Here is a 25,590-nt window from a genome sequence, read left to right on the forward strand (position 1 = left end):
AATACCCTAAAAAGGCAACCTTTTTAAGAATGTAAAATTTAAAATGAATAGTTAAAATTTACGGATATTTTGATTCTCAAAACTTAAAATTCAAATAAAAAGACTGATGCTACTTTGTCATCAGTCTAAAAAAGGAACTGCTACATAACTTTTGCAACAATTCCTTTTCTAAATTAAGTATTTATTTAAATGTAGATATAGATTTAAATAAGCAAAATAATATTAACACTTCACCAATTATTGGATAAGGATATATACTTATTCCACCTAATAGCAAAATATATTCTACTATATATAAAATTAAACTTACTAGAAGCAACCTCATACCAACTTTATTACAAAACGGCTTATCCAAATTAATTAATATAAACACCGCTAAAGAAGCTAATATAATTAAATATATTAAAATTGGTATCATTCCATTTTCTAAGGAAATAATAAACCCAAACTTATTAGTTATACTTATACTAAATTTATATGTATATACTAACACAACATATAGTAATCCTAAGATTATCATAAAAATATAATTTCTATTAAACTTTAACTTTTCATTTCTTAAAAAAATGTATAAAGCTGAAAGTATAATTAACGGAATACTAAAGTAATTAAGTAAGACATAGTATCTCAAAAAATATATTATCCTTTGTTTTTCTATTATTACTCCACCTAATAAAACTAAGCACCTTAATATTATTGGCATTAACGAAATACTTACAAATAGTCTAATTTTCTTTGGTGATAAATCTATATTCTTTTTTTCTAGATATAAAATAAATGTAATTATAAATAACAAAAGACATAAATAACTAAACTCTAACAATTATTACTCCTACCTTTTTATATTACTGCTACTTATAATTATTAAAAAAATTCTCATTTTATTCTAGTTTTATATTATTTTACGCCTAAAATTTTCAAGCCACCTTTTATACATTTTATATGGAGTGGAAATTCTGGTCCTTTTTCTCCATCAATATCTGTTCCAATATCTTCTTGAGATTCAATATATAAATTATTTGTTTTAAAATAAATAACATTATCTGAATCTAAATGTTCACCCTTCAATACTTTAACAAATAGAGGTATTAATTCTATTATAGGTATTGCTTTAAATATTATAACATCAAGCTGTCCATCTGTTGCATCTGCTCTTGTAGCTAATTTAAAATTACCAGCTGTTTGACCATTGAATACTAACATGAAGTACATCTTGCCCTCATATTCCATTTCATCAGACTTAATTTTTATATCAAGCTTTCTAAAGTTTGGTAGTTCTTCTATTCCTTTTAAATAGTATGCAAGTTTACCTATTGTATTTTTTAAATTTACATCTGTTTTTTGTGAAACGTCTGTAAATAGACCTGTACTTGCAACATTTACAAAATACTTATCGTTTATACTTCCTAAATCTACTGCTGTAACTTCAGAAGATAATATTTGTCTGCACGCTTTTGAAACATCTGAAGGCATACCTAAAAATTTTCCAAAATCATTAGCTGTTCCAACTGGTAATATTCCTATTGGAACTGAGATTCCACACTTAGTCATTGCATTAACTACATTGTCTATTGTCCCATCTCCACCAGCGATTAAAACATAATAATAGTTATTTTCCTTAAAATCATTAAAAGCATTTATAACATCCACTTCTTTATCTATTCTATATGGGACAATCGTGTATCCTGCTTCTTGGTGTATCTTTATAACCTTATCTAGCTGATCCAATATTAGGTTTTCTCCTGAGTATGGGTTATAAATAAATTTTACCTTTTTCACATTACCCCTCCTAGGTTAATTTTATATTATATTCCAATTATAAAAACTCTATAATTCCATACAATAAGTATATATAGTATATTACTATATTTTACATATAAATCAAATTAAATATTAGCCTCATTTCTTAATTTTATCTTAATAATTAAATTAATCTTTAAATATCTTATATTTAATAGAAATATATGATATAATATTGCATTGATAATAAGACATTAAAGGAACTAAAAATCTTTGTGTCTTAAAACCAGGAGTGATTTTATGAAAAAAAGTTGTATTCCAAATGTTTTTACATTTATTAATTTATCATGTGGCATAATATCTATTTTATACACTTTTGAAAAAAATTATTTATTTGCTTGCTTCTTTATAATAATAGCAGCACTTGTAGATAGATATGACGGAAGAGTAGCAAGATGGTTAAATGTTTCTAGTGAACTAGGAAAAGAATTAGACTCATTAGCTGATTTAGTTTCCTTTGGAGTTGCACCATCTATACTTACATTCTTAATGTATGATTTAGCAAAGGTAGGACCAGCTGGAATAATAGGTATTGCTGTATTATTAGCTTTCCCTATATGTGGAGCTTACAGATTAGCTAGGTATAATACTTCCACATTTGATGGAGTTTTTACTGGAATTCCTATAACTATTGCAGGAAGTTTCATGGCTGTTTTTGTATTTTTTACATTAAACCATAGATTAACTCCATGGATTCCAATTATACTTCTAATACTAGGATCTTATCTTATGGTAAGTTCATTTAAATTGAAGAAACTTTAGTCACAAAGATAGTAAAAACAAAAAAGCTATTTCAATTAATATTGGAATAGCTTTACTTTTTACTCTTCATCTTCTCTTTCTGAATTATCAAAATCTAATTCATAATCTATTTCTGTTAATATATTATCTTTATTTGTTTTTTCATCTATATACTGTTTTTTCATTTTACAATACCTTGTGTAAGAACTACTACATTCATCTAGTGTTTTTATTATTTCGTCTATTATGTCCCCTAAGTCATCTGCTCTTTCTACAGCATCCCTTACATGGCTTTTCTTAGCTTCTGATATATTATTTAATTCATTTGCTCCACCAATTAATAGCCTATAAGAGTTGACCATAGAACCAAGTAAATTAGTCAAATTATTAATTTCGTCATATTGATTTTTGATTAAATCTCTGTATGGCAATTAACCACCTCACATTATACTATCTAATTATAACTTCACTTACCTATTGTAAACTCTCAGTATCTTCTAAACTTTTATTTTCTACTTCAATATTATTTTTTTCAGAATTACCTTCTACTTCATCTTTGTTTTCTCTAGTTGTTGTATTTCTTTCTTCTATAGCTATATCTTTTTCCTCAGTTTTAATTTTAATATCATTTTCCTTTATAGCTTTATAATTTTCTATTTCATTTTCTTCTATAAGTTTATTATTTTCTTTTAAATTATCATTTTCCATAGATTTAACATTAATAGACTCGTTATCTATTAACCTATTCTTTTTTATTGCTCTTACAAATTTATCTTCTATAAATCTATTATTATTTTTTTGACTCTCTTGTACAAATTCATTATCCATCATATTAAATATATCTGAATCATACTTAGAACTCTCTTCTAATTCTTTATTACCTTTACAAACCTCTTCTTTATTTATTAGTTTACAATTTAAACTTTCTATTTGCTCTCTTAATATCTCCTTTGCATCATTAACTATTTCATTAATTGTTTTTTCAATAGAATCATAGTTTAGGTTTTCACATTTTAATGATGCTAAATGCTCATTGTAAATATCTTGGATTTTCCCAATATAATAATATATAATTCCATCTATATCTGCCCTTGACAAAGGTCTTCTTATATTGGAAATAACATTTTTATAATTATTGTATAATTCTCTAAATTTATTGACATATAGATTAAGTAATTTTAAACGCTCTCTTTCACTCATATCAAGACAACCTGCTTCTCTGAGTTCTTCCATATATCTCATAAATCCTTTTACATAATTTGCAATTTGTTCTTCTATGATTTCTTCCTCTACATTTTTCAATTCACTTTCTAAAACTTCTTCGATTTCACCTCTAGAATTTCTAGATATACTATATTCTATATCAGCTAACTTTGCTCTACTATTTGGGACACTAAATTCACTTGTCTTTCTTTCTGTATCATACTCCATTGAATCTGTTTCAAAATTATATCTAAAATCTTCATTAAAAAGTACAGGTACAAAAAACTCCTTAGGTATTGATATAAACATGACGTACCCCCTTAAACATTTGTAATTTTACAGTATGGTTTAAAGTATGCTCTTGGATATTTGCATAAAGGGCAAACTAAAGGTGCTTCTTCACCTTCATGGATGTATCCACAATTCATACATACCCATAATGAGCCTTCAGGACCCCTAAACATGGTTCCATCTTCAAGCTTATCAAATAGTGCTTTAAATCTTTTAGCATGATTTTCTTCTGTTTCAGCTAATTCTTTATAAAAGTCTGCTATTTCATTAAAGCCCTCACTTCTTGCATCTTCTTCAAACTTTTTATATGAATTTTTATACTCATCTTCTTCACCTAAAATACAATCTAATAAGTTATCCTTAGTGCAACCTATCCTGTTTAAAAAACTCCCAAATACTTCTCTTGCATGAGCTAATTCATTTCCTGAAGTTTCGTCAAATATTTCCCCAACCCATTGATATCCATCTAACCTTGCTTTTTCAGCATATAATGTATACTTAGTTCTTGCTCTAGATTCTCCAGCAAAAGTCCTGTAAAGATTTTGTTCTGTTTTACTTCCCTTGAACTCCATTCTAATCTCCTAAAAATTTATACACTTATACATTATGCATTTTATTATTTAAATGTGAACTTAAGTAGAGTTTTAATGGATATATCGTATTATTAACTAATCCTACTCTAGTATGACTATCATTTATTGATACTATCAACCTTACCAATTCATCTTTTATTTCTTCATCTGTATAAGTAGATATATTTTTTAATAGGCTATCCATTTCTTCATTAAACTCTTCTTTTGATTTATAAAAAATAAATTCTTATGTTCCTTTGGTAGCTGATATTTTAAAAATTCAATATCTTTTGTCCACTTTTCATTTCTATCACTACTAGATATTATTGGTGAATTAGTAACTCTATTAAATATTTTATTTATAAATATTCCACCTATTTTTAATAAGAAAAGTATAATTAACCCCACAGTAATTAATATCTTTTTCTTTTTATTAGTTTTCATGATGCCACCTCATAAATATCTCATAAATTTATTTTTTTACTTTTTACATATAATAATAAATCTATGTTCAATACTTTCTATATATCCTTTGTATTCTATTTCTTTATTTAATTTACATAATTCCTCAAAATAATTTTTCACTGAAAATTTAAGGAATTCCCATTCAATCATGTTAGTTCAGAAAGACATTTCTTTTCTGTAGCCAATTTATTTACAATAATTACATATAATTATATATTATAGGAATTATTAGGTAAATAATTTATAAAAAATAAGATAAGCTTTTTCATCCCATCTTATAATTCTATAACTTCTTAACTCTCTTATTTCTTTTATATTTACTCCAATTTTTCATTAACTAATTCATCATCTAAAATGTCCAATAAGTTTTTGCTATTTATATTGCATTCTTTTCCTACACTGAACTAATTGATATTATTGCGAACTAAATAAATTAATTTACTCTTTGAAAATTGAATAGTACGGTATTAAATCTTATAGATAGGAAACACTATTTATGAGGTGAAAATTATGAAAAAAAAAGTAATCAGTATAGCACTATTAGTTATAATAGTTTTAATTGCTACAACAAATAATGTATATGCAAAAACACCTATTAATCCAATTAATAATGTTTATAAAGAAGGTATTTATAAGCTTAATAAAAATGATACGGGAAAATATCAATTACAATTTAAATTTCTTAATAAAGATATTGATTCAGCAATTATTGTACTAGATAAAAATGCTGACATACTTTATAAAAATATAAACTGTAACAGAAAATGTAATGCTGGTACAATAACTAATAAAGATACTATAATAATAATAACCGATGGAGAAGTAGAATTAAGCTTTACTAAAATAAATTAAATATAAAATTTATTTCAAATTAATAAAAATACCGTACTATTCAAAAAATATGCGGTATTTTTTAGTGCGCAATCCAGAAATTTGACTAAGCACTATTCTTCAAAATCCTTTATAAATTTTTTCTCAATTCCTTCACTTTTTCACTTTTAAAACCTTTAGTTATTAAAAATAAGAATTATAAATTGGCGAAGATAAATAAAATATGTGGTAAATTCATATCTTATATCTTCGCCTTTCTTATTTTAAATATAACTATTAGCTAATTGATAAAAATCTTTCTATCTTCATTGCAAACTATTTCTATTTGTTTGCCTTCTTTCGTTTTAGTTACAAGAGTAACTTTGCGTCCCCATAAATCTTGAACGTATTTAAGAGTTTCTTTAGCATATGACATTTCAAGCTCTCTTCCATCAAAGAAGTGCTCTAATGTTAAAGTTAAGTCTCTTCTATTTAAATTAGTTACTCTTATATATGGAATTGATGCAACTCCACAAGTATCTGCAAGGTAATCTCTAATTTTCCTCCAACCAATTTCATCTGGGACTTCTTCAACTACATATTCAAAACTCTTTTTAGCATATTGAAATAAGTTTAGCTCTTCACATAACTCCATTGTTAGATATCTTCTTAAAAAAGAGCTATCTCTTTCTGTTTTTCTAACTTCAAATATTTTTTCTCTACCAAATCTTTTTTCAATATCTTGAAAGACTTTGAAGCCTATATAATACGGATTTAATCCACCCACTATAGGTGCTACTACATCATTATGTCTTTTTAAGAACTCAAAATGTAGTCCATCATCTAAATCTAACTCTTTTAATATATTATAATGCCAAAAACTTGCCCAACCTTCATTCATTATTTTAGTTTCAATTTGAGGCATAAAATATTGAGTTTCTCTTTTTACTATTCTTAATATATTTTTTTCCCATTCTTCTAAAGAACTATATTTTATTATAAATCCTAAAACATCATCACATGGCTCAACTGGTATTTTAGATATATCAGGAAATGGTATTTCATCATTTTCATCTAAAATCCCTCTATTTTCTTTTTTAGAATAGTAATCAGCCATTAAACTTTCTTTAATTTCCTCACTGCTTAATTCCTTTACTCCAACTACTCTAGGTATTTGATATCTAATTGCATGTGCTGCATCTAGGATTTTTTCTACCCTTTCATAACCTATACTTGGATCATTTATATATCCCCTAATTATCTCTGCATCTAGCTTAAACATTTCCAATGCTCCCTTAGCATTAGTTCCTTCTACAAACATTCTATTATTTGCAAAAAAATCATTATGACCATATACATGAGCCATAGTTAGTATTTGTAAAAGCAATGTATTTTCTCTCATCAAATATGCAAGGCAAGGATCTGAATTTATTACCATTTCATAAGGTAATCCAGTCATATTTAATGAATACAATGTTTTATTTTTATCATATGCTTTACCATAACTCCAGTGAGGATATTTAGAAGGCATACCAACATATGCCTCATAGCCTAACATTTCATTAAAGCCTATTATCTCAAACTCTTGTGGATAAAACTTAAGTCCTAGCTCTCTTGCCTTTTCTTCTATAACTTCATTCCACTTTTCTAAAGTGCTAACATTGTACTCCATAACTATTCCTCCTTCAGCTCTTTAGATAACATTATCTTCAATGCATCCCATAAATCCTTTTTTTCCTTAACAATTACTGAAACGAAGTTTTTACAGCTTATCTCTTTATTAAATCTATAATACATTGTCGTTGAATAAGTGGATGGTAATAATTCTGCATAGCCAAACATATTACTTATTTCGCATAATTCTTTTACAGATTTCATTGCTCTTTCATTATCTTCACTCCAGTTATCTCCATCACTAGCATATATAGGGTAGATATTCCACATTTCTGGAGGATACTTTTCTTTAATTAAATTTAAAGCTGTATTAAGACCACTTGAAATATAAGTTCCACCTGATTCTGCTTTATGAAAAAACTCAAACTCATTTACCCTTTTAGCAACAGTAGTATGAGATATAAATTCAAAAGCTATATTATTATATTTCCTTTTTATGAATCTAGATAAAACAAAGAACAATGATCTTGCTAAATATTTTTTGCTACTATCCATAGATCCTGATACATCCATAATAAATAGCATTACTGCATTGCTTTCTTTTTTAGGTTTTTTCTTAAATTTATGATATCTAAGGTCTTCTTCTCTAAATGGAAATCTATTTATATCACTATCCAAACCGGCCTCACGTAAGGCTCTCTTTTTACCTTGCTTTCTTTCAAGCTTTGCTACAACAGTCTTTTTCTTTGCTAGTCTTGGATTTATTCCATATCTTTGATAACCACGCTTTCTACCAGAACTTTCTGTTACTATTTCAGAATATTTCTTTCTATCTAAGTTAGGTAACTCTAAATCCTCAATTATATAATCCATAAGCTCTTCCATTGTTACTTCAGTTTCATAAATATCATCTCCAGGAGAGTTACCTGCACCTTGATTACCACTTTTTCCTGAGTTCGGATTTCCATCTGAAATCTTATCTCCTCTTCTTTCTTCCCCAACTCCAGTGGCAACCCCTTTATTATTTCTTCCAAATACAAATTGATATTCTTTTATTCCTCTAATTGGAATCTTAAATTTTTTATTTTTACTTTCTCCAATTATACTTTCTTCTGAAAGAATATCCCCCAAATTTTCTTTTATAGACTTTTCAACTAATTGTCTATGTCTTCTTCTATCCTCGATTGATCTATCATGCTCTAATGGATTATCTGCATTGTCTCTAAAGATTGCCATTTTTATCAATCCTTCCACAAGTTGTTTGCAGCATATTTTAATATTACATCACAGCAATGTAAGCAATATCCATTATTTTGCATTTCTTCAACCATGGAGTTATATTTTTCGGCTTGCTCTGTATCTCTAACTCTAGATTTAGTTATTATTCTTGAAAGATCTTTAACAGATGCCATAAGTTTCTTTTCAATAGCTTCTTTTAAAGGTTCATATGATGTATAGTCTATCTTACTTCCATTTCTAACCAAGTAGAACATGTATGAAGTAACATCGGCTCTAAAGCCTTTGCATGAATTTTCTGAAACTCCAATTTGTTCTTCTATACTTCTCATAAATTCTTCATCTGGATTTAACTCTTCTCTAGTTGATATATCTTTTATTTTAGTCTTATTAACAAATGCTTCAGCATTATCTATATAATTATCAAATAAGCTTTCTGCTTGTTCTCTAAATGAGTGGATGAATGCCTTTGTAATTTCTTTTTCAAGAATCTTATTATATTCTTTTCTAATTGTATCTTGTATAAAGCCAAGATATTTCTTCTTATCTTCGGCTGCAATATCCATTTCCTTAACTGATTTTATAATACTTTCCATTATACTTAATGGGTTTATACAATTATATTCTGAACTTGAAAGGGCATTATCAATTGCCTTAATTATAAATCTAGTACTTATACCCTTCATTCCTTCATATGAGCCTGCTTCTTCTCTTAATTCATTTATATCAATTCTCTTAGTACTTCCCTTTTCAACTATTTCTTCTCCATTATAGATCTTAAGCTTTGTTATAGGATCTACCTTTGCAGATGGAGCTAGTCTTGAAAGGATAGCAAACATAGCTGCAACTTCTATTGTATGAGGAGCTATATGTGCATTAAAGTTACTCTTTCTTAAAATCTTTTCATATATTTTTACTTCTTCATCAAGTTCTAAGCAATATGGAACTTCTATTTTTACAATTCTATCTAAGATAGCTTCGTTTGTATGATCTGATTTAAACTTGTTCCATTCAGCTTCATTTGAGTGAGCTATTATAAGTCCATCAAAGTAAATCATAGATCCCTTACCTGGTGATGGGATAGACTTTTCTTGAGTTGCAGTAATTATTGTATGAAGATATTCAACATCATTTTTGAATACTTCTATAAATTCAACTAATCCTCTATTACCAACATTAAATGCGCCATTTAATGAGAAAATTCTAGGGTCATCTTCTGGATACATATCCATTTTTGAAATATCAATTGATCCAGTTAAAATAGAAGTATCTTGGTTATTTGGGTCTACTGGTGGAACAACACCAATTCCTTTTCTTGATCTAATAGAGAATCCTTTTGTTTCAACTGGGAACTTTTCATATTCTCCATTTAATTCATTCATAAGTCTATACTTACAAACTGGACATAAATCTCCTTCTATCTTTCCCCCTAATAACTCTTCAAATTTTGGTCTTAAATGCTTGGGTATTAAATGTAGCGGTTCTTCATGCATCGGGCAACCTTTTAAGGAATATATAGGAGCACATTCAACAAGTGCCTTTTTCAAAGCTTCAACTAATGATGATTTACCTGCCCCAACTGGACCAACTAAATATAGTACTTGTCTAGCTTCTTCTCCATTCATTGATGCAGAATGCAAATAATTTACTAGCTTCATAATTACCTTGTCAATTCCAAAAAAATCATCTTTAAAAAATCCATACTTTCTTATAGAGTCATTTCCATATATCTTTTTCACTTTAGGGTTTTCTTCACCCTTTAGTACTTCTACACCCTTACTAACTACCATATCATAAATTCGTTTGTGTGAAAGCTTAGCTATATCTGGGTTCTCTTTTACTAATTCTAAATACTCAAGGAATGTTCCTTCAAATCTTTCTTTATTTCTGCTTTCCCTATCACTTTTTATAAATTCTTCGAAGTTCATTTACTCCCCCCCTTTTTACTAAAATATATTCATTAATATGCTTTATATATGACAAAATCTTTTATATGACACTTTTATTTAATTTTATTAATTATTTAATTTTGCACATATTAATTTTGAAAAACATATATTTTTTTCATATAATGAATAATTAATAAAAAAATGATAATAATAAAACTAATATGAATCTCATTGATAAAAGTGACTACTTTGTGCGAATATTTTCTCTATAATGTAAAATTTGTTAATTTAATATTTATCACACTTGATAAATTAATAACAATTATTAATTAGTAACTTTTATTGATAAATTGATTATAATATAGTATAATAGTAACAAATAAAAGAATATTTAAAGGGGTGTTGTACATGGAAGGAATAGCATGCATGCTAAGCAAAAAGTGTAGAAGAGAAAAATCAGAAGAAATAGTTAAAAATATGAATAACGAACAAAAAACTTATGAAGAAATTTATGAAAAAGAAAATAATAATTAAATAAATTTTATTATATAGCTCATAAATGAACACATAATTAAGAATTTAAAAAGAAAGTTTTGTATATTAGTAGTTCTATATAGCATAAAAAGTAGAGAAATTATTTTCTCTACTTTTTATTTTATAAGTTTCAGAAATTATAGTCCTTAACTACCTTTTTTAAACACTTTATTCCATTGTAAATGGCATCGTTGAATTATCTATATATTCTGAAGCCCCTCTAGAAAATGTATTCCCAATAACTGTATCATTTCCGATTCTGTATTTAAAATAGTTTACTCCATAAGATATAGACATTCTATTTGTATCAAAAAACTCCTTATCAAATTTTAGCCCTTTAGATACTGCAAATACATATTCTCTTTCTTCATTAGGATTTAAAAAAGAGCTAAAATTATACTCTCCATCTCCAGGTTTATAATTCAATAAATATTCTCTCTCAGTATTATCATAACCTTTAAATACAGGAGTAGCATTATTTGAACTAAATCCACTCTTATCCTTTGTATTATGTGAAAACTCTAAATTCACATTATTTAAACTAGCATAATACTTACTATTATTTTTTATATTAACTTTAATCTTATAAGTATATTCATCTTCTTCAAATCCTGAATATTTTATTATTAGTTCTTCGCTATTAAAAGCTTCTTCAGTAGAATCAACATATAATAGCTTGTCTCCCAAAATGAATTTAAAGCCTAAAATAAAGATAAAGCTAAAAAGAAAAATACTAATGCTTACTTTTATAAATTTTTTATTCATTTTAATCTCCTCCTAAGCTAAATCCTTATTTTTATAGATTTTTAAAGAAATATACATTGAAATTATAAATAAAACTAATGCTATAACAAATATAAGAATAAGATAAACATTCATTGACATAACCTTATAATCATAAGTTTTCAAATTAAAAATATTATAAATTAATCTTCCTATTTTTCTTGAAAAACTTATAAGTAATGTTTCTTTTCCTGTATTTATAAATTCATAAGCACTACTATTTTTAAAAGTCATGTAACCTATAAATATAGTTATTATAGGAGCAATAATTCTTCCAATTCTATAACCATATTTATATATAATAGGTATTATTATTCCAAAGCTAAGTAATATAGTTACAATAGAAACAACTATATCTTGAAGAACCATAACTCTTGCAGAATTTAATATGTTTATCCCATATAGGACATACATTAATATTAATGAAGCAAAGATTATTATTAATGTTAATATATATTTTGAATAAACTACATCTTCTCTTTTATTTGGAAGGCTTAGCATAAAACTTTCACTTTTATTCGTATAGTCATAATAAAAGCTATTCATCATAACAATAAAAGTAAACATTATTGGAAGTAAGGTTGGAAATACATATGAAAAAGCTGTTAATAAAAATAATCCTACTATAAATGTAAGTATTGCAGCTTTTAATGATCTAACTTTTAACCCTACTATTAAATCTTTCTTAATTAAATTAAACATTATTTTTCCTCCTTTACATAGTGAAACATTATATCTTCTAAAGTTGGAATACTTATATTTTCATTATTTAATCCTTTTTCATTTATAAATAAACCTTCCATATAATACTTTGTTTCCTTTGTAGAAATAAAATTTAATTTACTTTCTTCAAGTTCTTCCTTTGACCCTCTAAAGATTCTGCATTTTTCCTTTATAGACTCCATGTCTTGTGAGAAAATTAACTTTCCCTTATTAATAAAAGTTATATAATCTGCTATTCCATCTAAATCAGAGGTTATATGAGTAGAAATAATAACACTTCTATTTCCATCTTCTATTGCTTCTTGTAGTAGCTTTAATATATCTTTTCTGATTATAGGATCTAACCCAGCTGTAGGCTCGTCTAGTATTAAAAGCTTTGCATCATGAGATATAGCATTAGCTATCATAAGCTTAATAGCTTCACCTTTTGAAAGTTCTCCGATATATAGTTTTTTATGAATTCCAAATCGTCTTAAGTAAGAATCAAAAAGATTTGAATCAAACTTTGAGTATGACTTACTAACTATTTTCTTAAAATCTTTAACATTTAGATGCCCATAAAAATTTAAATTATCAAATACAAAGCCAATATTATCTTTAACATAAATTTCTTCTTTAAAAATATCTTTATCAAATATTTTTATTTCTCCTTTATCAGCTTTAATTAGTCCAAGAAGCATCTTTATTAAAGTTGTTTTTCCTGAACCATTAGGTCCAACCAATCCCATTATAAATCCTTCTTTTAACTCAAAAGAAATATTATCAAGATTAAACTTACCTCTCTCTTTACTTATATTATCTACCCTAATCATACTATTCTCCTTCATATAACAAATCTATCATCTTATAAATATCTTTCTTATCTAGCTTTATAGCTCTTGCTATTTGCATAATATCCTCTAACTTTTCCTCTATTTCCTTAAGCTTTTCTTCATAAACAAGCTCCTTGTTAAAATAAGATACATAGCAACCCTTTCCCCCAACAGTTTCAATAAAGCCTTGATTTTCTAGTTCTTCATAAGCTCTTTTCGTTGTAATAACACTTATATTTAAATCCTTAGCTAAAGACCTTATGGATGGCAATTTTTCATTAGGCTCCAATGTTCCATTAATAATTTCTTCTTTAATAGAATTAACTATCTGCTCATATATTGGAAGCTTAGATGAATTACTAATTAATATTTTCATTTTTCACCTCACACAACTGTATAGTCTGTATATGTATACTATATACAGTATACACATCAAAAGTCAAACTAATTTTTCATCTTTTACCAAATGTATTTATATAATGCATATATAAATACTATAAATAATTTTAAATTACTAATTTGCACTTATATATTATAAATAAGCATACTTTCTATAATAAAAAATAAAGGGAGTCGCGAAACGCGACGCCCTTCAAAAGTCTTATAGAAAATCTCCATTTCATAATCCAACGTAGTTGAATTATTTCCTTAATTCTTTCACTCTTTAATTTCTTCATTCCATAATTCAGCTTGTCTGAATTATTTCCTTAATTATGCATTATCAATTATCCATTCTCAAATTTCCATTGACTTTACTTTTTCTCCATTCTTATGTTCTTCTCCACCATCCCCATAGCTCTATAAAATCCTATAGCACCTTCATTAAAGCTCCAAACTCCAAGTTCTAGACTTTCTGCTCCATTGCTCTTTACTAAATCATATGAATAATCAAATAACATTCTTCCTAAGCCTTGCCCTCTATTACTTTCCTTTATGCAAATTTCATCTATATACGCGAAGAACTTGTCATTTAATAAATCCATGCTTTTAATTTCTATATATCTTATCATTGCATAACCAACTATCTTTTTATCTTTAGCTATTACTATGATTTCAATATTTTCATCATTTAATAACTCTTTAAAATATGATTTATATATAGTCTTATTTACTTCTTTATATATATCTGGTCTATTTTTGACATGAAATATGTGTAATTCTTTTGAAATATTACTTATATATTTATAATCATCTAATTTAGCATGTCTTATTTCTACCCCAAGTCCATCACCTCATAATATTTGTATTAAAAATATTGAAGTATTGTTACCTTATTAACTCTATAATTTAAAGTAACATTTTGAAGTATTTTACTTATAATGATTATAAAATAATATATTAGGAGTTTATCAATGAATTTTAATGATGATGATTCAATTCTTTACTCAGATGATTCTAGATTAAGACCACCTCCACTTGGAAATCTAGTCCCTGGGTTCCCAACACCTGGCCCTACCCCTAGTCCTGGTGGAAATTTTTCTTTTCCTGGATCTCAAGGTGCTCCACCTATGGGAAGCAATTTAAATATAGGCCCACCACCAAATTTTACTCCATCTAAGAACAGTTCAGGTGTGCAAAAATTAAGCTCTACTGGTGGCCCTCAAACTAAAGCAGTAAGTCCAGGCTCTATTAGTTTTTGTTTGTTCAAATTTACTTATATATGGGAAACTAGTGGTAGAAACTATTGGGCATTTTTATTAAATGTAGATCGTAGATCAGTTTCTGGTTTAAGATGGTTTAGAAATACTTGGGTATTCTTTGGTGTAGATTTAAGAAGAATAGATTCATTTATATGCTACAGAAGTGACTCTAAATGTGACTCTGACTCAGAAAATGATTTAACTTCAGCAAATGATTCAGTCCAAGAAACTTTGATAAACAATAGAAAAAAATACTCAGTTGATGGTATAAAAAATATTTATACCAGAGTATTAACTTCTGTTGAAATTCCTGAAATAAAAAATGATTATATAATTAATTATCTAGGTGAAGTTGATGGTAATGAATTAACTACAAGAATTCCTTGCAAACAAACAAGAGTAACTAATTATAGAATAGTTCTTGAATTAACATACCCAGATGAATTTAATAAACAATTAATAGATAAAATTAATTCATGTGCTATTGATGCATCTACTGTTGCTTCAAGATATTTAGATGAATTTAGAGATAGTAAAAACTTTTTAACTCCTTTAGAAGTATTTAACTCATCTGCTAAACAAATAGGTAAATCAATAAAAGTCTTCTCTTCAGAATTTACTAATAAATTAAAGAAGCTTAAATTACCTAGAGAAATAACAAAGGAAGTAGAGTATACAATTCTTCAAGAAAAAATAGAAGAACCATGGAGAATACTATAGATAATTGATAATTAATAATGGATAACTAAGAGTGACCAATTGACAATTTAAATTGAAGAATAGCTAAAAGGACTGGAGTATAGCAATATTTGTAATACTCCAGTCCTTGTTTTTAGTTAAACCTAAATTTGTTAAATTGTTTCTTTTCTTTCATTATATATAGTTATTCCAAGGGTTAATGCTAATCCTCCCCATAAAACAACAGCTCCTAATGAAAAGAAGGTTAATGCTACTCCTGTCATTATGTAATGCCCCCTTTTTAATTACTCTGATATATTTCTATTTTTCCATTGTTTTTTGCTTATTATAAGTGCAAGAATTATTCCAAAGCCAATAATACTCCATCCATATGCAAATAATGCTGAAAGATCATATCCTCCATAAGGCGTTTTGATTTCTGTAATTATACTTTGTGCTAACATAAAAATTAATATAGTTGGTGTTACAAACTTAACGCAAATATTCCACCACTTACCTATTTTAAAATATGATATTTCATTTGTATGCTCTCTAACTATATCAGGATTAACTATCCATCCAATTAATACAACTTCCAATAATCCAACTACTACAATTCCATAATTATTTATAAAGTTATCTATTATATCTAAAAGGTAAAGGCCAGCTCCTGTAGAATATAATATTCCAATTGAAAATCCTATTAAGCAAATTATTGCAACAACTTTATTTCTTGCCCAACCAAACTTATCTATAAATGGTGCTGAAACAGCTTCTATTAATGATACAGATGATGTTAAACCTGCAAATAACAAACATAAAAAGAATAATACACCTAAAAGTGTTCCTACTGATCCCATTTCTGTAAATACCGCTGGGAATACTACAAAAGCAAGTCCAACTCCACTTGATACAACTTCACTCATCGGTATCCCTTTTGCACTTGCCATAAATCCTAATATAGAAAATACAGCTATAGCTGATAAAAATTCAAAACCACAATTTGCAAATGCAGTCATAAATGCACTATTATTTATATCAGTTTTCTTAGGTAGATAACTGGAATAAGTCATCATTATTCCCATGGCTAAGCTAAGGGAAAAGAATACTTGTCCATAAGCAGCTACCCATACCTTTGGATCCATAACCTTTGACCAATCTGGTGTAAACAGTGTATTTAGTCCTTCTGCTGCTCCTTCTAAATTAACAGCTCTAATCGCTATTATAATCATTATAATTACAAGTGCCGGAAGAAGAATTTTATTAGCTTTTTCTATTCCAGCCTTTATACCTTTATAGCATATAAACCAACTTATAAACCAAATAATTGCTATTCCTATTAATATAGGTAAAATCATACCACCAAAATCAAATGGTGAACTAGATAATTTAATAAAGTCTGTATGGAAAAATGCATCCGTATCAATTCCCCATCCTTTATTTATGCTAAATCTTAAATAATTTACTGCCCAACTTAAAATCATAGAGTAGTATGTTAAAATTATAAATGCATTTATTGTTGGCCACCATCCAAGCCATTCCCACTTTTTCTTTACCTTTGCAATTGCAAGTGGTGTTGACCCTTTATATTTATGCCCTAGTCCATATTCCAATATTAATAATGGAATACCTGCTGTAAATATAGCAAAAAAATACGGTATTAAAAATGCCCCACCACCGTTTGTATATGCTATATATGGAAAACGCCAAATATTACCTAGTCCTACTGCTGAACCTACTGCTGCAATAATAAATCCTAATTTTGATCCCCACTGTTCTCTATTTTCTTCCATAAAATCGCCCCCTAAAAAAAGTCATTACTTACATAACTTATTAATATTTAAATATATAATATATTAAAATATTAATAAAATCAATATATTTTTAACAAAATATTATACTATTTTAACTAATTATAATAAATAATGAATTTATACAAATAAATATTATCATTTTGTTAAAATACCCTTATAAAAACATATAAAAAATAAGCATCTCATAATTTGAAACGCTTATTTTTCTATATTTAATTCTCTATAATAAACTCTTTATGTAGTTTCCATGTATTATCTACCCATTTAAATATGCTTATATTATCGAAGTAACAATTAAATTCAAATGGATATTTATTTACATATTCCCATACTTCTATATATATCGATGGAACCTTTTTAGAAGTTAATGTAACATGAAAATTTTTATCTTTTCCATCCTTTTTATTAAATTCAATATAATCAAAATTATCAAGAATATTTATTAATTTATCATGAATAACTTTACCTTCATTAGACATATTTACATCCATATAAATAACTCTATTATCAAAATGATTATATTTATCCATTATAAATTCTGCCTTCTTTTCATTTTTACTAAATTTATATAAAGCATCTTCTAAATCTTTTATACTTTTATCATATTCAAAGGGTGCTTTAATAGTAAAATGTGCGGGTAGCTTTGATGACTTAGCTTTAAATTTTTGAAATATATCTTTTCTCATTTCATTATTAAAGGCTCCAGCTTCTCCCTTTACTACACAAACTATAACATATCTCATAAAAACTTCTCTCCTCTCATTAGTTTCTTTGCTTTAATAAATTCCTATTTAAATTAATAATCTTTATAATTTATTTTTTTGTATATTAAATAATAAAGATACTAGTTTACATAAATAGCTAAATTAAAAATTTTAATAGATTTTTTAAAATAATTCTACTAATATAAATAACACCTGACTAACGCTTTTTCTCTACAGGCAAACATTCAATTCTATAACCAATTTCTTTATTAGCCATTCTATAGCCTTCATTTATCATTTCTTCTATGCTCATTTCATTTCCTAATAAGGCATCTATAGTTATTTGAGATCTATCAGGAAAATATTTATCAAGTACTCTTTCATTAATATAATCTTGATCTTTTGTAGAATAATCATCTAAAATATGCATTACATTAAATCCAGATTCCTTTAAAGCTCTCCCAACTAATATACTTCTATGACATCTTATTGGATCTTGCATTGCTCCAAGTAAAGCAATTCTATACCCTTTATTACATCCGTCCTTTAATCTTTCAATCCCCTTAATAAAGTCTTCCTCATGAATAACTTTTTCAAAATCAGAATATCCTTCTTCATTATAAGAAACCTTATTTATTCTTTTTGCTGCAAGCTCCTTAGCCATATAAATATATATAAATCCAGCTTTAGTTAAAGTATATTTTATAGTTTCTTTATCAAATTGCACATTATATTTTGAATAAGGTGTTCCTCTAATATCAACAACACAATTAATATCATAATATCTTAACATTTCTATTAATTTTTCAACTGTATAATTTGAATGTCCTATTGTATATATATCCATTAAAACTGCACCTCCTGGATCTAGTGAAGAGTGAAAAGTTAATGTAAATCTATTTCAGGCAAGCTTCAGTAGATCATATTTTATACTAAATTCATATAACTTAACTAAGTATTCAATGCCTACTATACAAAACTTAAATTCAACTTTTTCACTCTTTATCCCTTAAAACTTTTTTGATTATAATTATAAATGATAAATATAAGTTGGCGAAGATAAATAGAATATGCGGAATAAGCATATAGCGGGCAATTAGAAGGACTTGGTGAAGGAAGAACTACTAGGCCTTAGTGTTGTTGGTTTGTTTGAGAGCATCGAGTTAACCAAAACTCTTGGCATAGCAGTTTTTCCGAGCCTAGTACTTCTTTGCTAAGCTATTTGGCTTATGGAGCATATCTATTTATCGTAGCCTTTTATATTAGCAATTTATAACTAACTATCAGCTAAATAGTTTTAGTAGTTCTTCCTCTGTTATTGTATTTAACGTTTCTCCACTCAACGTATCTCCATCTATTATTTTGCTAATTAATTCTTTCTTTTCTTCTTGAAGCTTTATAATCTTTTCTTCAATGGTATCTTTAGATATAAGCTTTATTACTTCAACTATATTTTTTTGACCAATTCTATGAGCTCTATCTGTTGCTTGATCTTGAACTGCTGGATTCCACCAAGGGTCAAAGTGGACTACAACACTAGCTGAAGTTAAATTCAATCCAACTCCACCAGCTTTTAAGGAAATTAAGAATATATTTTTATCTCTATTATTAAATTCATCAACTAAACTTATTCTTTCTTTTGCTTTAATACTTCCATCTAAATATAAATAGCTAATATTATCTTCTTCTAGTTTATATCCTATCTTCTTTAATACAGATGTAAATTGTGAAAAGATAATTATTTTTTTATTTGAATCTATAGTTTCTTTTATTATTTCCTTAACTGCTTTTATTTTTGCACTTTCTTCTTTAAAATCATCTATTAATAAAGATGGATCTAAACAAAGCTGACGTAATTTTGTAAGATAAGATAATATAACGATTTTATTGTCTTTGATTTTTTTATTTTCCTTAATCTTCTTCTTAACTTCCTTCATATATGAATTATAAATCTGTTTTTGACTAAATGTCATTGGTATTAAGTATTCTTTTTCTATTTTATCTGGTAATTCATCTAGTACATCTTCTTTTAATCTTCTTAGTATAAATGGTGAAATCAGTTCTTTAAGTTCTTTTAAACTTTCATCATCTCCACTTAAAAACTCACCTTTAAACCTTTCTTCATTATATAAATATCCAGGCATTATAAAGTCAAATATTGACCATAATTCTAGCAAATTATTTTCTATTGGTGTTCCTGTTAAAGCTAATTTACAATTTGCTTTTATTGATTTAACTAACTCTGAAATTTTAGATTTTTTATTTTTAATATTTTGCGCTTCATCAATTATACAAAAATCAAACTTTTTATCTTCATACCATTCATAATCACTTCTTAAAGTTCCATAAGTGGTTAATAAAACATCATATTCTTTATATTCATCTTTAACTTTATTTCTTTCACTAACACTTCCATGAATTACTCCTACATTTAAAGTATCTGCAAATTTTTCAAATTCACTTTTCCAATTGTACACAACAGAAGTTGGAGTTATAATTAAACTTTTTTTATTCTTATTTGAAATTAATAAAGTTATTGTTTGAATAGTTTTACCTAGCCCCATATCATCAGCTAATATTCCACCCAAGCCTAAGTTTTCTATTGACTTTAGCCAATTATATCCTTTAATTTGATAATCTCTAAGCTTTGCATTTAAATCCTTTGGAACATCATGTTTTTCTTCCTTATTATTCAAATTATCTATTAATTCATTTATTTTTTCTTCTCCAGTTATAAATGGAATTCTTTTATTTTTTATCTTATTTTCTAAATGCAATAAATTAAATTTATCCACATATATTTCTTCTTTATAAACATTATTAAATAAATTCAACTCTTCTATTGTTTTAAAAAATTCAACTACTTCCATATCATTTAAATCCAAGAAATTATTTTCTCTAGTTTTATAAAAGGAACTTCCATTTTTTATTCGTTCCATTATTTCTGCTATTTCGTTATAATCTACCCCATCTATCTTATAATCAAACTTATAATAATCATCTTTTTCTTCTATTTCACTTCTTATATTATTAGATTTTATAAGCTTTATTTCACCAAATTTATTAGATAAAGTTACAATTCCAATTTTATTTAAATGATTTATGCCTTCGCTTAGTAATATGTATTTATCCTCATCATTTCCTATAAATATAAATTTATCTTTATGCTTTATAAACTTATATCTTTCAAGTTCCATTTCTATTTTTTCTTTAGCTCTACTATCTTTTAGTCCATCTAAGCTGTTTGCATAATTTATATCAATGCTACAATATATATTTTCATTTTCTTTTTCTATATAAAATCTTGGAGTATTAACCTTATTTATTTCATATTTTACAGTTTTATCTATAATTATATCCTTTGAAATTTCACCTAATATAAATAATAACTTTGTTAAATTAGTTTCTGTATTTTTATAAATCAAATTACCTTTTTTAGCTAACTTAGCATAAACTGCCTTATAATATTTTAGTTGCTTTTCTGTAGGTAAATATATTTTCTTATCATATATCCAAACACTTTTTTTATCATCGATTGGTATTGTACTTTTCTTTTGAGGATTTACTATTAAAGCTTCGCCCTTTTTCTTTAATGTAAAAATTAAAGGCATATCTTCTTTATAAATAGTTGAATTATAGTTCATATAATCATAAGTTAAAACTATACTCTTATTGTTATCTACTAACTTCAAAAAGCTTCTAATTTCATTTTTATATAATACAAAGCTTCTACTATTTACAATTCTACTTTTATTTTCTTTAAATTTTGCCTTTAAAAAATCTATTATTAAAGTATCATTTTCATTAAACTTATTATTTTCATCAAATAAAAATTTTCCTAATGCTTCTACTGCAATTGTATTTTCTTCTCCAGATCTAAACTCCAAATAATATTCTTCATTTTTATTTACTTTAACTTGCTTTATCTTTATATCTAATTTCAATAGCTTCTTATTAATTTCACTTTTTTCTTTTTTAATATTTTCTTTATTATTTAATATTGCATAATAAAATCTATACATAGTTGCTACTAAATGACTACAAAAATAATTCTTCATTTCCTTACTATTTTCTTCAAATTGATTGCAACTACATTTAGTATCAATTATTTTATTATTGGAATCAAACTTTAAATGAGTGCTATATTCATCTTTATTTTCTAAAACTCTCCCATATATATGATAAGTATCATTTATCTTTTTACTTACAACCTTAGATACTAACCCCTTGCTAAAGAAATCTATTCCATTATTCTTTGAAATACTAGAACTTATCTTTAAAACTGAGTCCATCATAGCCTTTAAATTCATATACACCCCTCCTTTTTTAGAATACTTAATATTATATATATGTTTCAATTAATAATCTACATCATTAATGTTTTATGCCGTTAATAATTAATAGACTTATTGAAGTAATGTAGCAAAATTAAAAGCATATATTTTTTCTTTTTATATTATAAATCTTAACATAACAAAAAAGTTCTATAATGTATTAAATTATAATTTTTATTTTAATACATGCTAGAACTCTTTAAATATATTAACTTTATACTATCATATTTATTTAATTTTATCTGTATTTGCATATGTTGGCATCTTATAAATTCCATTAGGATTTTCTATAAAAAATCTTCAATTTCATCTAATTCTTTTAATGCTTCTTCTTCATTTTCATAGTTTCCCAGCTCAATAGTATTTCTACTAAAAAAGAAGTTAAACCCATAAGTTCCTTCCAGAATATCTTCTTTCATTGGCTATATTGTGCAAGCAATAATAAATAATTTTATTCCATTATTATTTCTAACTTTTCAATCATCTTATAATATTCCAATATCAAAAATAACTTTTTTAGTTACTTTCAATTTTAGATTTCAATTATTAATTGATTTTCTCTCTGCTGGATTTATAGATAAAATAGGCTATAGGCTTTCTGTAATAATAGCTCATATTTGTGCTGGACTAGGACTAATATCATTAACTATTCTTCCAGAAATCTTCAGCGATCCTTTTATTGGACTACTAATTTCGGTTATGATTTATGCTATTGGTGGTGGATTAATTGAAGTTTTAATAAGTCCTATAGTAGAAGCATGTCCAACAGATAATAAAGAAGCTGCAATGAGCCTATTGCATTCTTTTTATTGCTGGGGACACGTTTCTGTAGTTTTAATATCAACAATATTTTTTAGTGTATTTGGAATTTTAAATTGGAAGTACCTTGCAATATTCTGGTCCCTAATACCAATATTTAATATTTTTCTTTTTATAAAAATTCCTATTTTGCATTTAATAGAAGAGGGTGAAAATAGTTTAACAGTTAAAGAATTACTTTCAAATAAAATATTTTGGCTAATGATACTTTTAATGATATGTGCTGGAGCAAGTGAACAGTCTGTTAGTCAATGGGCATCTACTTTTGCAGAAAAAACCCTTAATGGTAATAAAGCTCTTGGTGATTTAGCAGGTCCAATGTTTTTTGCAATAATGATGGGTATATCTAGAACAATATATGGCAAATTAGGCGAGAAAATAAATCTAAAACTATCAATGATATTTTGTAGTTTGCCTTGCTTTATAAGCTATATTATTATTTCCCTATCACCTTGGCCATTATTATCTCTTATAGGCTGTGGTATTTGTGGATTTTCAGTTGGTATTTTATGGCCAGGAACCTTTAGTATATCTTCATCAATACTAAAGAAGGGTGGAACTGCACTGTTTGCTTTTTTAGCACTTGCAGGAGATGTAGGATGCTCACTTGGCCCAACAATTGTAGGTAGATTATCTAGTATTTTTAATGATAATATAAAGATTGGAATTTTATTCTCAAGCATATTTCCTATATTATTGATTATTGGAATAATTCTGTCTGGAATTAATAAAAAATAAAATTTAATAATATATAAAAATAAGGGAGAAGTCCAAAAGCTTCCCCCTTATTTTTATTAAAGTAATTATTTTCATTCTATTTTTAATTATTTATATTATGTATGTTTTATTTTTTACTATTAAATCACTATTAAATATGTAAAGGTAGTTTTATAACGAACTTAGTTACTTCTTTATTACTTGTTACACTAATATGTCCATTATTTTTATCAACTATTTCTTTTACTATATGTAATCCAAATCCATTATCTCCATTTTTATTTTTCTTTGTAGAAAATCCTTCTTCAAAAATTCTATCAATTATATTCTTATCAATCTCCGGTCCATTATTTTGAAGGCTTATTATAACATGATTATAAGAGTAATAACTATTAATCATTAATAACCCTCTTCCTTTTAATGCTTCTATAGAATTTCTTACTATATTAGAAATAATTTTATGAAGTTCTAACTCACTTATATTAGTATCTTTTAATTCAGCCTTTTCATCTATTAGAACATCTACTTCTTTTAAATCAGTTGAGTTAACTACTTGAGCTATAATAGAATCCTCAGTGCTTAAAACTTTCACTTGAGTTGAAATATCATTTCCCTCTATTATCCCTTTTAATAACTCACCTAATTTTTCATAATTATTCATTAGATATGCTCCATACAAATATGAAATCTGTGAACCATAATCATGCTTTATTTTTTTTAGTTCATTAATCTTACTTTCTAATTCTTCATTTAATATATATACTTGCTTGGAATTTTTATCTATATTTATAAAATGCCAAGCAATAAAAATAATAAATCCACCTAATAATACAAAAATTATTTCTTTGAATACTGGATTGTCTTTATCACTAATAATACGTGAAAATGACATTATAAAATCAAACACTACAGTTCCTATTATTAAAGTAATTATAGACGAAACTCTTGATTTAATTATCAAATTTATCTTATGAATAAACTTCATATTCTTTAATACAAAATATGAAATAATAAATTGAGGAAAGTACAAAATTATTATAATTGCATATATATTATCATAAGTTGAAATATTATTAAATATTGTAAATATTACAAAGGATAAATTAGCACTTATTCCAATTATTGAATATATTATGCTAAACCCAATAGTAGCTCCTAATTTATCATCTTTAAACATTAAGTTTGTTAATAATAATTGTCCAATATGTATTACTATTATTCCTAAACTTGAATTTCCTAATAAATAAGTACTAAATATTACAAAAAATGATGTTATTGCTATTAAAATAATTAATTGTAATTTACTTTTTTTATATTGTTTATTCACACAATAATTTGATGCAATAATAAACATAACACTTTGAATAATACTAATTATGATATCGATCAATCCAGTAAGCATATTTTGTCC

The 25,590-nt window shown here is 26.2% G+C and carries 27 protein-coding genes; 5 read left to right on the top strand and 22 right to left on the bottom strand.

Features of this window, described 5'->3' with window-relative positions; all coding sequences use genetic code 11:
• Positions 1–181: 181 nt before the first annotated feature.
• Positions 182–823, bottom strand: a complete 642-nt coding sequence (locus J2Z25_RS04575) for a hypothetical protein (RefSeq protein WP_097033122.1) — start codon at positions 821–823, stop codon at positions 182–184.
• A gap of 74 nt (positions 824–897) precedes the next feature.
• Complete coding sequence (locus tag J2Z25_RS04580) at positions 898–1,779, bottom strand: YegS/Rv2252/BmrU family lipid kinase (RefSeq protein WP_209738714.1); 882 nt, start codon at positions 1,777–1,779, stop codon at positions 898–900.
• 261 nt (positions 1,780–2,040) lie between these two features.
• Between J2Z25_RS04580 and pssA the strand changes: the two genes are divergently transcribed.
• A complete protein-coding gene (gene pssA, locus J2Z25_RS04585) occupies positions 2,041–2,562 on the top strand; it encodes a CDP-diacylglycerol--serine O-phosphatidyltransferase (RefSeq protein ID WP_008680251.1) in 522 nt (173 codons plus the stop codon).
• Positions 2,563–2,621: 59 nt separating this feature from the next.
• Here the strand turns inward: pssA and J2Z25_RS04590 are convergent, their stop codons facing one another.
• The 5 genes from J2Z25_RS04590 to J2Z25_RS04610 are packed head-to-tail and all read right to left on the bottom strand — an operon-like array spanning position 2,622 to position 5,051.
• Positions 2,622–2,972, bottom strand: coding sequence for a hypothetical protein (locus tag J2Z25_RS04590; protein ID WP_097033123.1), 351 nt, complete (start codon positions 2,970–2,972; stop codon positions 2,622–2,624).
• A gap of 43 nt (positions 2,973–3,015) precedes the next feature.
• Positions 3,016–4,053 (bottom strand): hypothetical protein, encoded by a 1,038-nt coding sequence (locus J2Z25_RS04595; RefSeq protein WP_209738716.1) that lies wholly within the window; start codon positions 4,051–4,053, stop codon positions 3,016–3,018.
• 11 nt (positions 4,054–4,064) lie between these two features.
• Positions 4,065–4,607 carry a rubrerythrin family protein gene (locus J2Z25_RS04600; RefSeq protein WP_209738719.1) on the bottom strand — a complete coding sequence of 181 codons (543 nt, stop codon included), beginning with the start codon at positions 4,605–4,607 and terminating at the stop codon, positions 4,065–4,067.
• A 25-nt stretch (positions 4,608–4,632) separates the two neighbouring features.
• On the bottom strand, positions 4,633–4,812 hold the full coding sequence (locus J2Z25_RS04605) for a hypothetical protein (protein ID WP_209738722.1): 180 nt from the start codon (positions 4,810–4,812) through the stop codon (positions 4,633–4,635).
• Entirely contained in the window at positions 4,797–5,051 is a 255-nt protein-coding gene (locus J2Z25_RS04610) for a hypothetical protein (RefSeq protein ID WP_209738724.1), read from the bottom strand. Before J2Z25_RS04610 ends, J2Z25_RS04605 begins: the two co-directional genes overlap by 16 nt.
• Before the next feature lie 531 nt (positions 5,052–5,582).
• Here J2Z25_RS04610 and J2Z25_RS04615 point away from each other — a divergent pair.
• A complete protein-coding gene (locus tag J2Z25_RS04615) occupies positions 5,583–5,924 on the top strand; it encodes a hypothetical protein (RefSeq protein ID WP_209738726.1) in 342 nt (113 codons plus the stop codon).
• Between the two features lie 259 nt (positions 5,925–6,183).
• Here J2Z25_RS04615 and J2Z25_RS04620 read toward each other — a convergent pair whose 3' ends face one another.
• From J2Z25_RS04620 to J2Z25_RS04630, 3 genes are read right to left on the bottom strand one after another with little or no spacing between them, the layout of a single operon-like run.
• Positions 6,184–7,554 carry a SpoVR family protein gene (locus tag J2Z25_RS04620; RefSeq protein ID WP_209738729.1) on the bottom strand — a complete coding sequence of 457 codons (1,371 nt, stop codon included), beginning with the start codon at positions 7,552–7,554 and terminating at the stop codon, positions 6,184–6,186.
• Positions 7,555–7,556: 2 nt separating this feature from the next.
• The gene (yhbH, locus tag J2Z25_RS04625) at positions 7,557–8,732 is read right to left on the bottom strand and encodes a sporulation protein YhbH (RefSeq protein WP_209738731.1); all 1,176 of its coding nucleotides are present in this window, start codon (positions 8,730–8,732) and stop codon (positions 7,557–7,559) included.
• Positions 8,733–8,737: 5 nt separating this feature from the next.
• Complete coding sequence (locus J2Z25_RS04630) at positions 8,738–10,660, bottom strand: PrkA family serine protein kinase (RefSeq protein WP_209738733.1); 1,923 nt, start codon at positions 10,658–10,660, stop codon at positions 8,738–8,740.
• Between the two features lie 369 nt (positions 10,661–11,029).
• On the opposite strand from J2Z25_RS04630, the gene J2Z25_RS18760 reads away from it, so the two are divergent.
• The gene (locus J2Z25_RS18760) at positions 11,030–11,155 is read left to right on the top strand and encodes a hypothetical protein (RefSeq protein WP_008680269.1); all 126 of its coding nucleotides are present in this window, start codon (positions 11,030–11,032) and stop codon (positions 11,153–11,155) included.
• Between the two features lie 168 nt (positions 11,156–11,323).
• Here the strand turns inward: J2Z25_RS18760 and J2Z25_RS04635 are convergent, their stop codons facing one another.
• From J2Z25_RS04635 to J2Z25_RS04655, 5 genes are all read right to left on the bottom strand, one after another.
• A complete protein-coding gene (locus J2Z25_RS04635; protein WP_209738735.1) occupies positions 11,324–11,920 on the bottom strand; it encodes a hypothetical protein in 597 nt (198 codons plus the stop codon).
• Positions 11,921–11,932: 12 nt separating this feature from the next.
• Positions 11,933–12,640 (bottom strand): ABC-2 transporter permease, encoded by a 708-nt coding sequence (locus J2Z25_RS04640; protein ID WP_209738737.1) that lies wholly within the window; start codon positions 12,638–12,640, stop codon positions 11,933–11,935.
• On the bottom strand, positions 12,640–13,473 hold the full coding sequence (locus J2Z25_RS04645) for an ABC transporter ATP-binding protein (RefSeq protein ID WP_209738739.1): 834 nt from the start codon (positions 13,471–13,473) through the stop codon (positions 12,640–12,642). Before J2Z25_RS04645 ends, J2Z25_RS04640 begins: the two co-directional genes overlap by 1 nt.
• Before the next feature lies 1 nt (position 13,474).
• Positions 13,475–13,849 (bottom strand): GntR family transcriptional regulator, encoded by a 375-nt coding sequence (locus J2Z25_RS04650; RefSeq protein ID WP_097033131.1) that lies wholly within the window; start codon positions 13,847–13,849, stop codon positions 13,475–13,477.
• A gap of 376 nt (positions 13,850–14,225) precedes the next feature.
• Entirely contained in the window at positions 14,226–14,684 is a 459-nt protein-coding gene (locus J2Z25_RS04655; protein WP_195624204.1) for a GNAT family N-acetyltransferase, read from the bottom strand.
• A 141-nt stretch (positions 14,685–14,825) separates the two neighbouring features.
• Here J2Z25_RS04655 and J2Z25_RS04660 point away from each other — a divergent pair, with 141 nt between their 5' ends.
• Positions 14,826–15,833: a hypothetical protein gene (locus tag J2Z25_RS04660; protein ID WP_209738741.1), complete on the top strand. Its 1,008-nt coding sequence runs from the start codon at positions 14,826–14,828 to the stop codon at positions 15,831–15,833.
• Positions 15,834–15,964: 131 nt separating this feature from the next.
• On the opposite strand, the gene J2Z25_RS04665 is transcribed toward J2Z25_RS04660, so the two are convergent.
• From J2Z25_RS04665 to J2Z25_RS18765, 6 genes are all read right to left on the bottom strand, one after another.
• Entirely contained in the window at positions 15,965–16,075 is a 111-nt protein-coding gene (locus tag J2Z25_RS04665; protein ID WP_141396853.1) for a MetS family NSS transporter small subunit, read from the bottom strand.
• Between the two features lie 21 nt (positions 16,076–16,096).
• Positions 16,097–17,584, bottom strand: coding sequence for a sodium-dependent transporter (locus tag J2Z25_RS04670; RefSeq protein ID WP_209738743.1), 1,488 nt, complete (start codon positions 17,582–17,584; stop codon positions 16,097–16,099).
• A 233-nt stretch (positions 17,585–17,817) separates the two neighbouring features.
• Positions 17,818–18,348, bottom strand: a complete 531-nt coding sequence (locus J2Z25_RS04675) for a 2'-5' RNA ligase family protein (RefSeq protein WP_209738745.1) — start codon at positions 18,346–18,348, stop codon at positions 17,818–17,820.
• A gap of 178 nt (positions 18,349–18,526) precedes the next feature.
• Positions 18,527–19,156 carry a DUF488 domain-containing protein gene (locus tag J2Z25_RS04680; RefSeq protein WP_008680290.1) on the bottom strand — a complete coding sequence of 210 codons (630 nt, stop codon included), beginning with the start codon at positions 19,154–19,156 and terminating at the stop codon, positions 18,527–18,529.
• 436 nt (positions 19,157–19,592) lie between these two features.
• Positions 19,593–22,619, bottom strand: coding sequence for a DEAD/DEAH box helicase (locus J2Z25_RS04685; RefSeq protein WP_209738747.1), 3,027 nt, complete (start codon positions 22,617–22,619; stop codon positions 19,593–19,595).
• Between the two features lie 311 nt (positions 22,620–22,930).
• On the bottom strand, positions 22,931–23,062 hold the full coding sequence (locus J2Z25_RS18765) for a hypothetical protein (RefSeq protein WP_280915672.1): 132 nt from the start codon (positions 23,060–23,062) through the stop codon (positions 22,931–22,933).
• A gap of 10 nt (positions 23,063–23,072) precedes the next feature.
• On the opposite strand from J2Z25_RS18765, the gene J2Z25_RS04690 reads away from it, so the two are divergent.
• Positions 23,073–24,200: an MFS transporter gene (locus J2Z25_RS04690; protein WP_342451339.1), complete on the top strand. Its 1,128-nt coding sequence runs from the start codon at positions 23,073–23,075 to the stop codon at positions 24,198–24,200.
• 130 nt (positions 24,201–24,330) lie between these two features.
• Here the strand turns inward: J2Z25_RS04690 and J2Z25_RS04695 are convergent, their stop codons facing one another.
• Entirely contained in the window at positions 24,331–25,581 is a 1,251-nt protein-coding gene (locus J2Z25_RS04695; protein ID WP_008680295.1) for a sensor histidine kinase, read from the bottom strand.
• Between the last annotated feature and the right edge of the window lie 9 nt (positions 25,582–25,590).

The organism is Clostridium tertium, assembly GCF_017873245.1.
In the GTDB taxonomy this organism is placed as follows: Bacteria; Bacillota; Clostridia; order Clostridiales; family Clostridiaceae; genus Clostridium; species Clostridium tertium.

Bases quoted from the DNA above. Each gene is read 5' to 3' on its own strand.
- J2Z25_RS04660 (WP_209738741.1), top strand. From the start codon at position 14,826: ATGAATTTTAATGATGATGATTCAATTCTTTACTCAGATGATTCTAGA.
- pssA (WP_008680251.1), top strand. From the start codon at position 2,041: ATGAAAAAAAGTTGTATTCCAAATGTTTTTACATTTATTAATTTATCA.
- J2Z25_RS04595 (WP_209738716.1), bottom strand. From the start codon at position 4,053: ATGTTTATATCAATACCTAAGGAGTTTTTTGTACCTGTACTTTTTAAT.
- J2Z25_RS04665 (WP_141396853.1), bottom strand. From the start codon at position 16,075: ATGACAGGAGTAGCATTAACCTTCTTTTCATTAGGAGCTGTTGTTTTA.
- J2Z25_RS04645 (WP_209738739.1), bottom strand. From the start codon at position 13,473: ATGATTAGGGTAGATAATATAAGTAAAGAGAGAGGTAAGTTTAATCTT.
- J2Z25_RS04605 (WP_209738722.1), bottom strand. From the start codon at position 4,812: ATGGATAGCCTATTAAAAAATATATCTACTTATACAGATGAAGAAATA.
- J2Z25_RS04695 (WP_008680295.1), bottom strand. From the start codon at position 25,581: ATGCTTACTGGATTGATCGATATCATAATTAGTATTATTCAAAGTGTT.
- J2Z25_RS18765 (WP_280915672.1), bottom strand. From the start codon at position 23,062: ATGAAAGAAGATATTCTGGAAGGAACTTATGGGTTTAACTTCTTTTTT.
- J2Z25_RS18760 (WP_008680269.1), top strand. From the start codon at position 11,030: ATGGAAGGAATAGCATGCATGCTAAGCAAAAAGTGTAGAAGAGAAAAA.
- J2Z25_RS04600 (WP_209738719.1), bottom strand. From the start codon at position 4,607: ATGGAGTTCAAGGGAAGTAAAACAGAACAAAATCTTTACAGGACTTTT.
- J2Z25_RS04615 (WP_209738726.1), top strand. From the start codon at position 5,583: ATGAAAAAAAAAGTAATCAGTATAGCACTATTAGTTATAATAGTTTTA.
- J2Z25_RS04680 (WP_008680290.1), bottom strand. From the start codon at position 19,156: ATGGATATATATACAATAGGACATTCAAATTATACAGTTGAAAAATTA.
- J2Z25_RS04640 (WP_209738737.1), bottom strand. From the start codon at position 12,640: ATGTTTAATTTAATTAAGAAAGATTTAATAGTAGGGTTAAAAGTTAGA.
- J2Z25_RS04650 (WP_097033131.1), bottom strand. From the start codon at position 13,849: ATGAAAATATTAATTAGTAATTCATCTAAGCTTCCAATATATGAGCAG.
- J2Z25_RS04675 (WP_209738745.1), bottom strand. From the start codon at position 18,348: ATGAGATATGTTATAGTTTGTGTAGTAAAGGGAGAAGCTGGAGCCTTT.
- J2Z25_RS04620 (WP_209738729.1), bottom strand. From the start codon at position 7,554: ATGGAGTACAATGTTAGCACTTTAGAAAAGTGGAATGAAGTTATAGAA.
- J2Z25_RS04670 (WP_209738743.1), bottom strand. From the start codon at position 17,584: ATGGAAGAAAATAGAGAACAGTGGGGATCAAAATTAGGATTTATTATT.
- J2Z25_RS04630 (WP_209738733.1), bottom strand. From the start codon at position 10,660: ATGAACTTCGAAGAATTTATAAAAAGTGATAGGGAAAGCAGAAATAAA.
- J2Z25_RS04685 (WP_209738747.1), bottom strand. From the start codon at position 22,619: ATGAATTTAAAGGCTATGATGGACTCAGTTTTAAAGATAAGTTCTAGT.
- J2Z25_RS04635 (WP_209738735.1), bottom strand. From the start codon at position 11,920: ATGAATAAAAAATTTATAAAAGTAAGCATTAGTATTTTTCTTTTTAGC.
- yhbH (WP_209738731.1), bottom strand. From the start codon at position 8,732: ATGGCAATCTTTAGAGACAATGCAGATAATCCATTAGAGCATGATAGA.
- J2Z25_RS04610 (WP_209738724.1), bottom strand. From the start codon at position 5,051: ATGAAAACTAATAAAAAGAAAAAGATATTAATTACTGTGGGGTTAATT.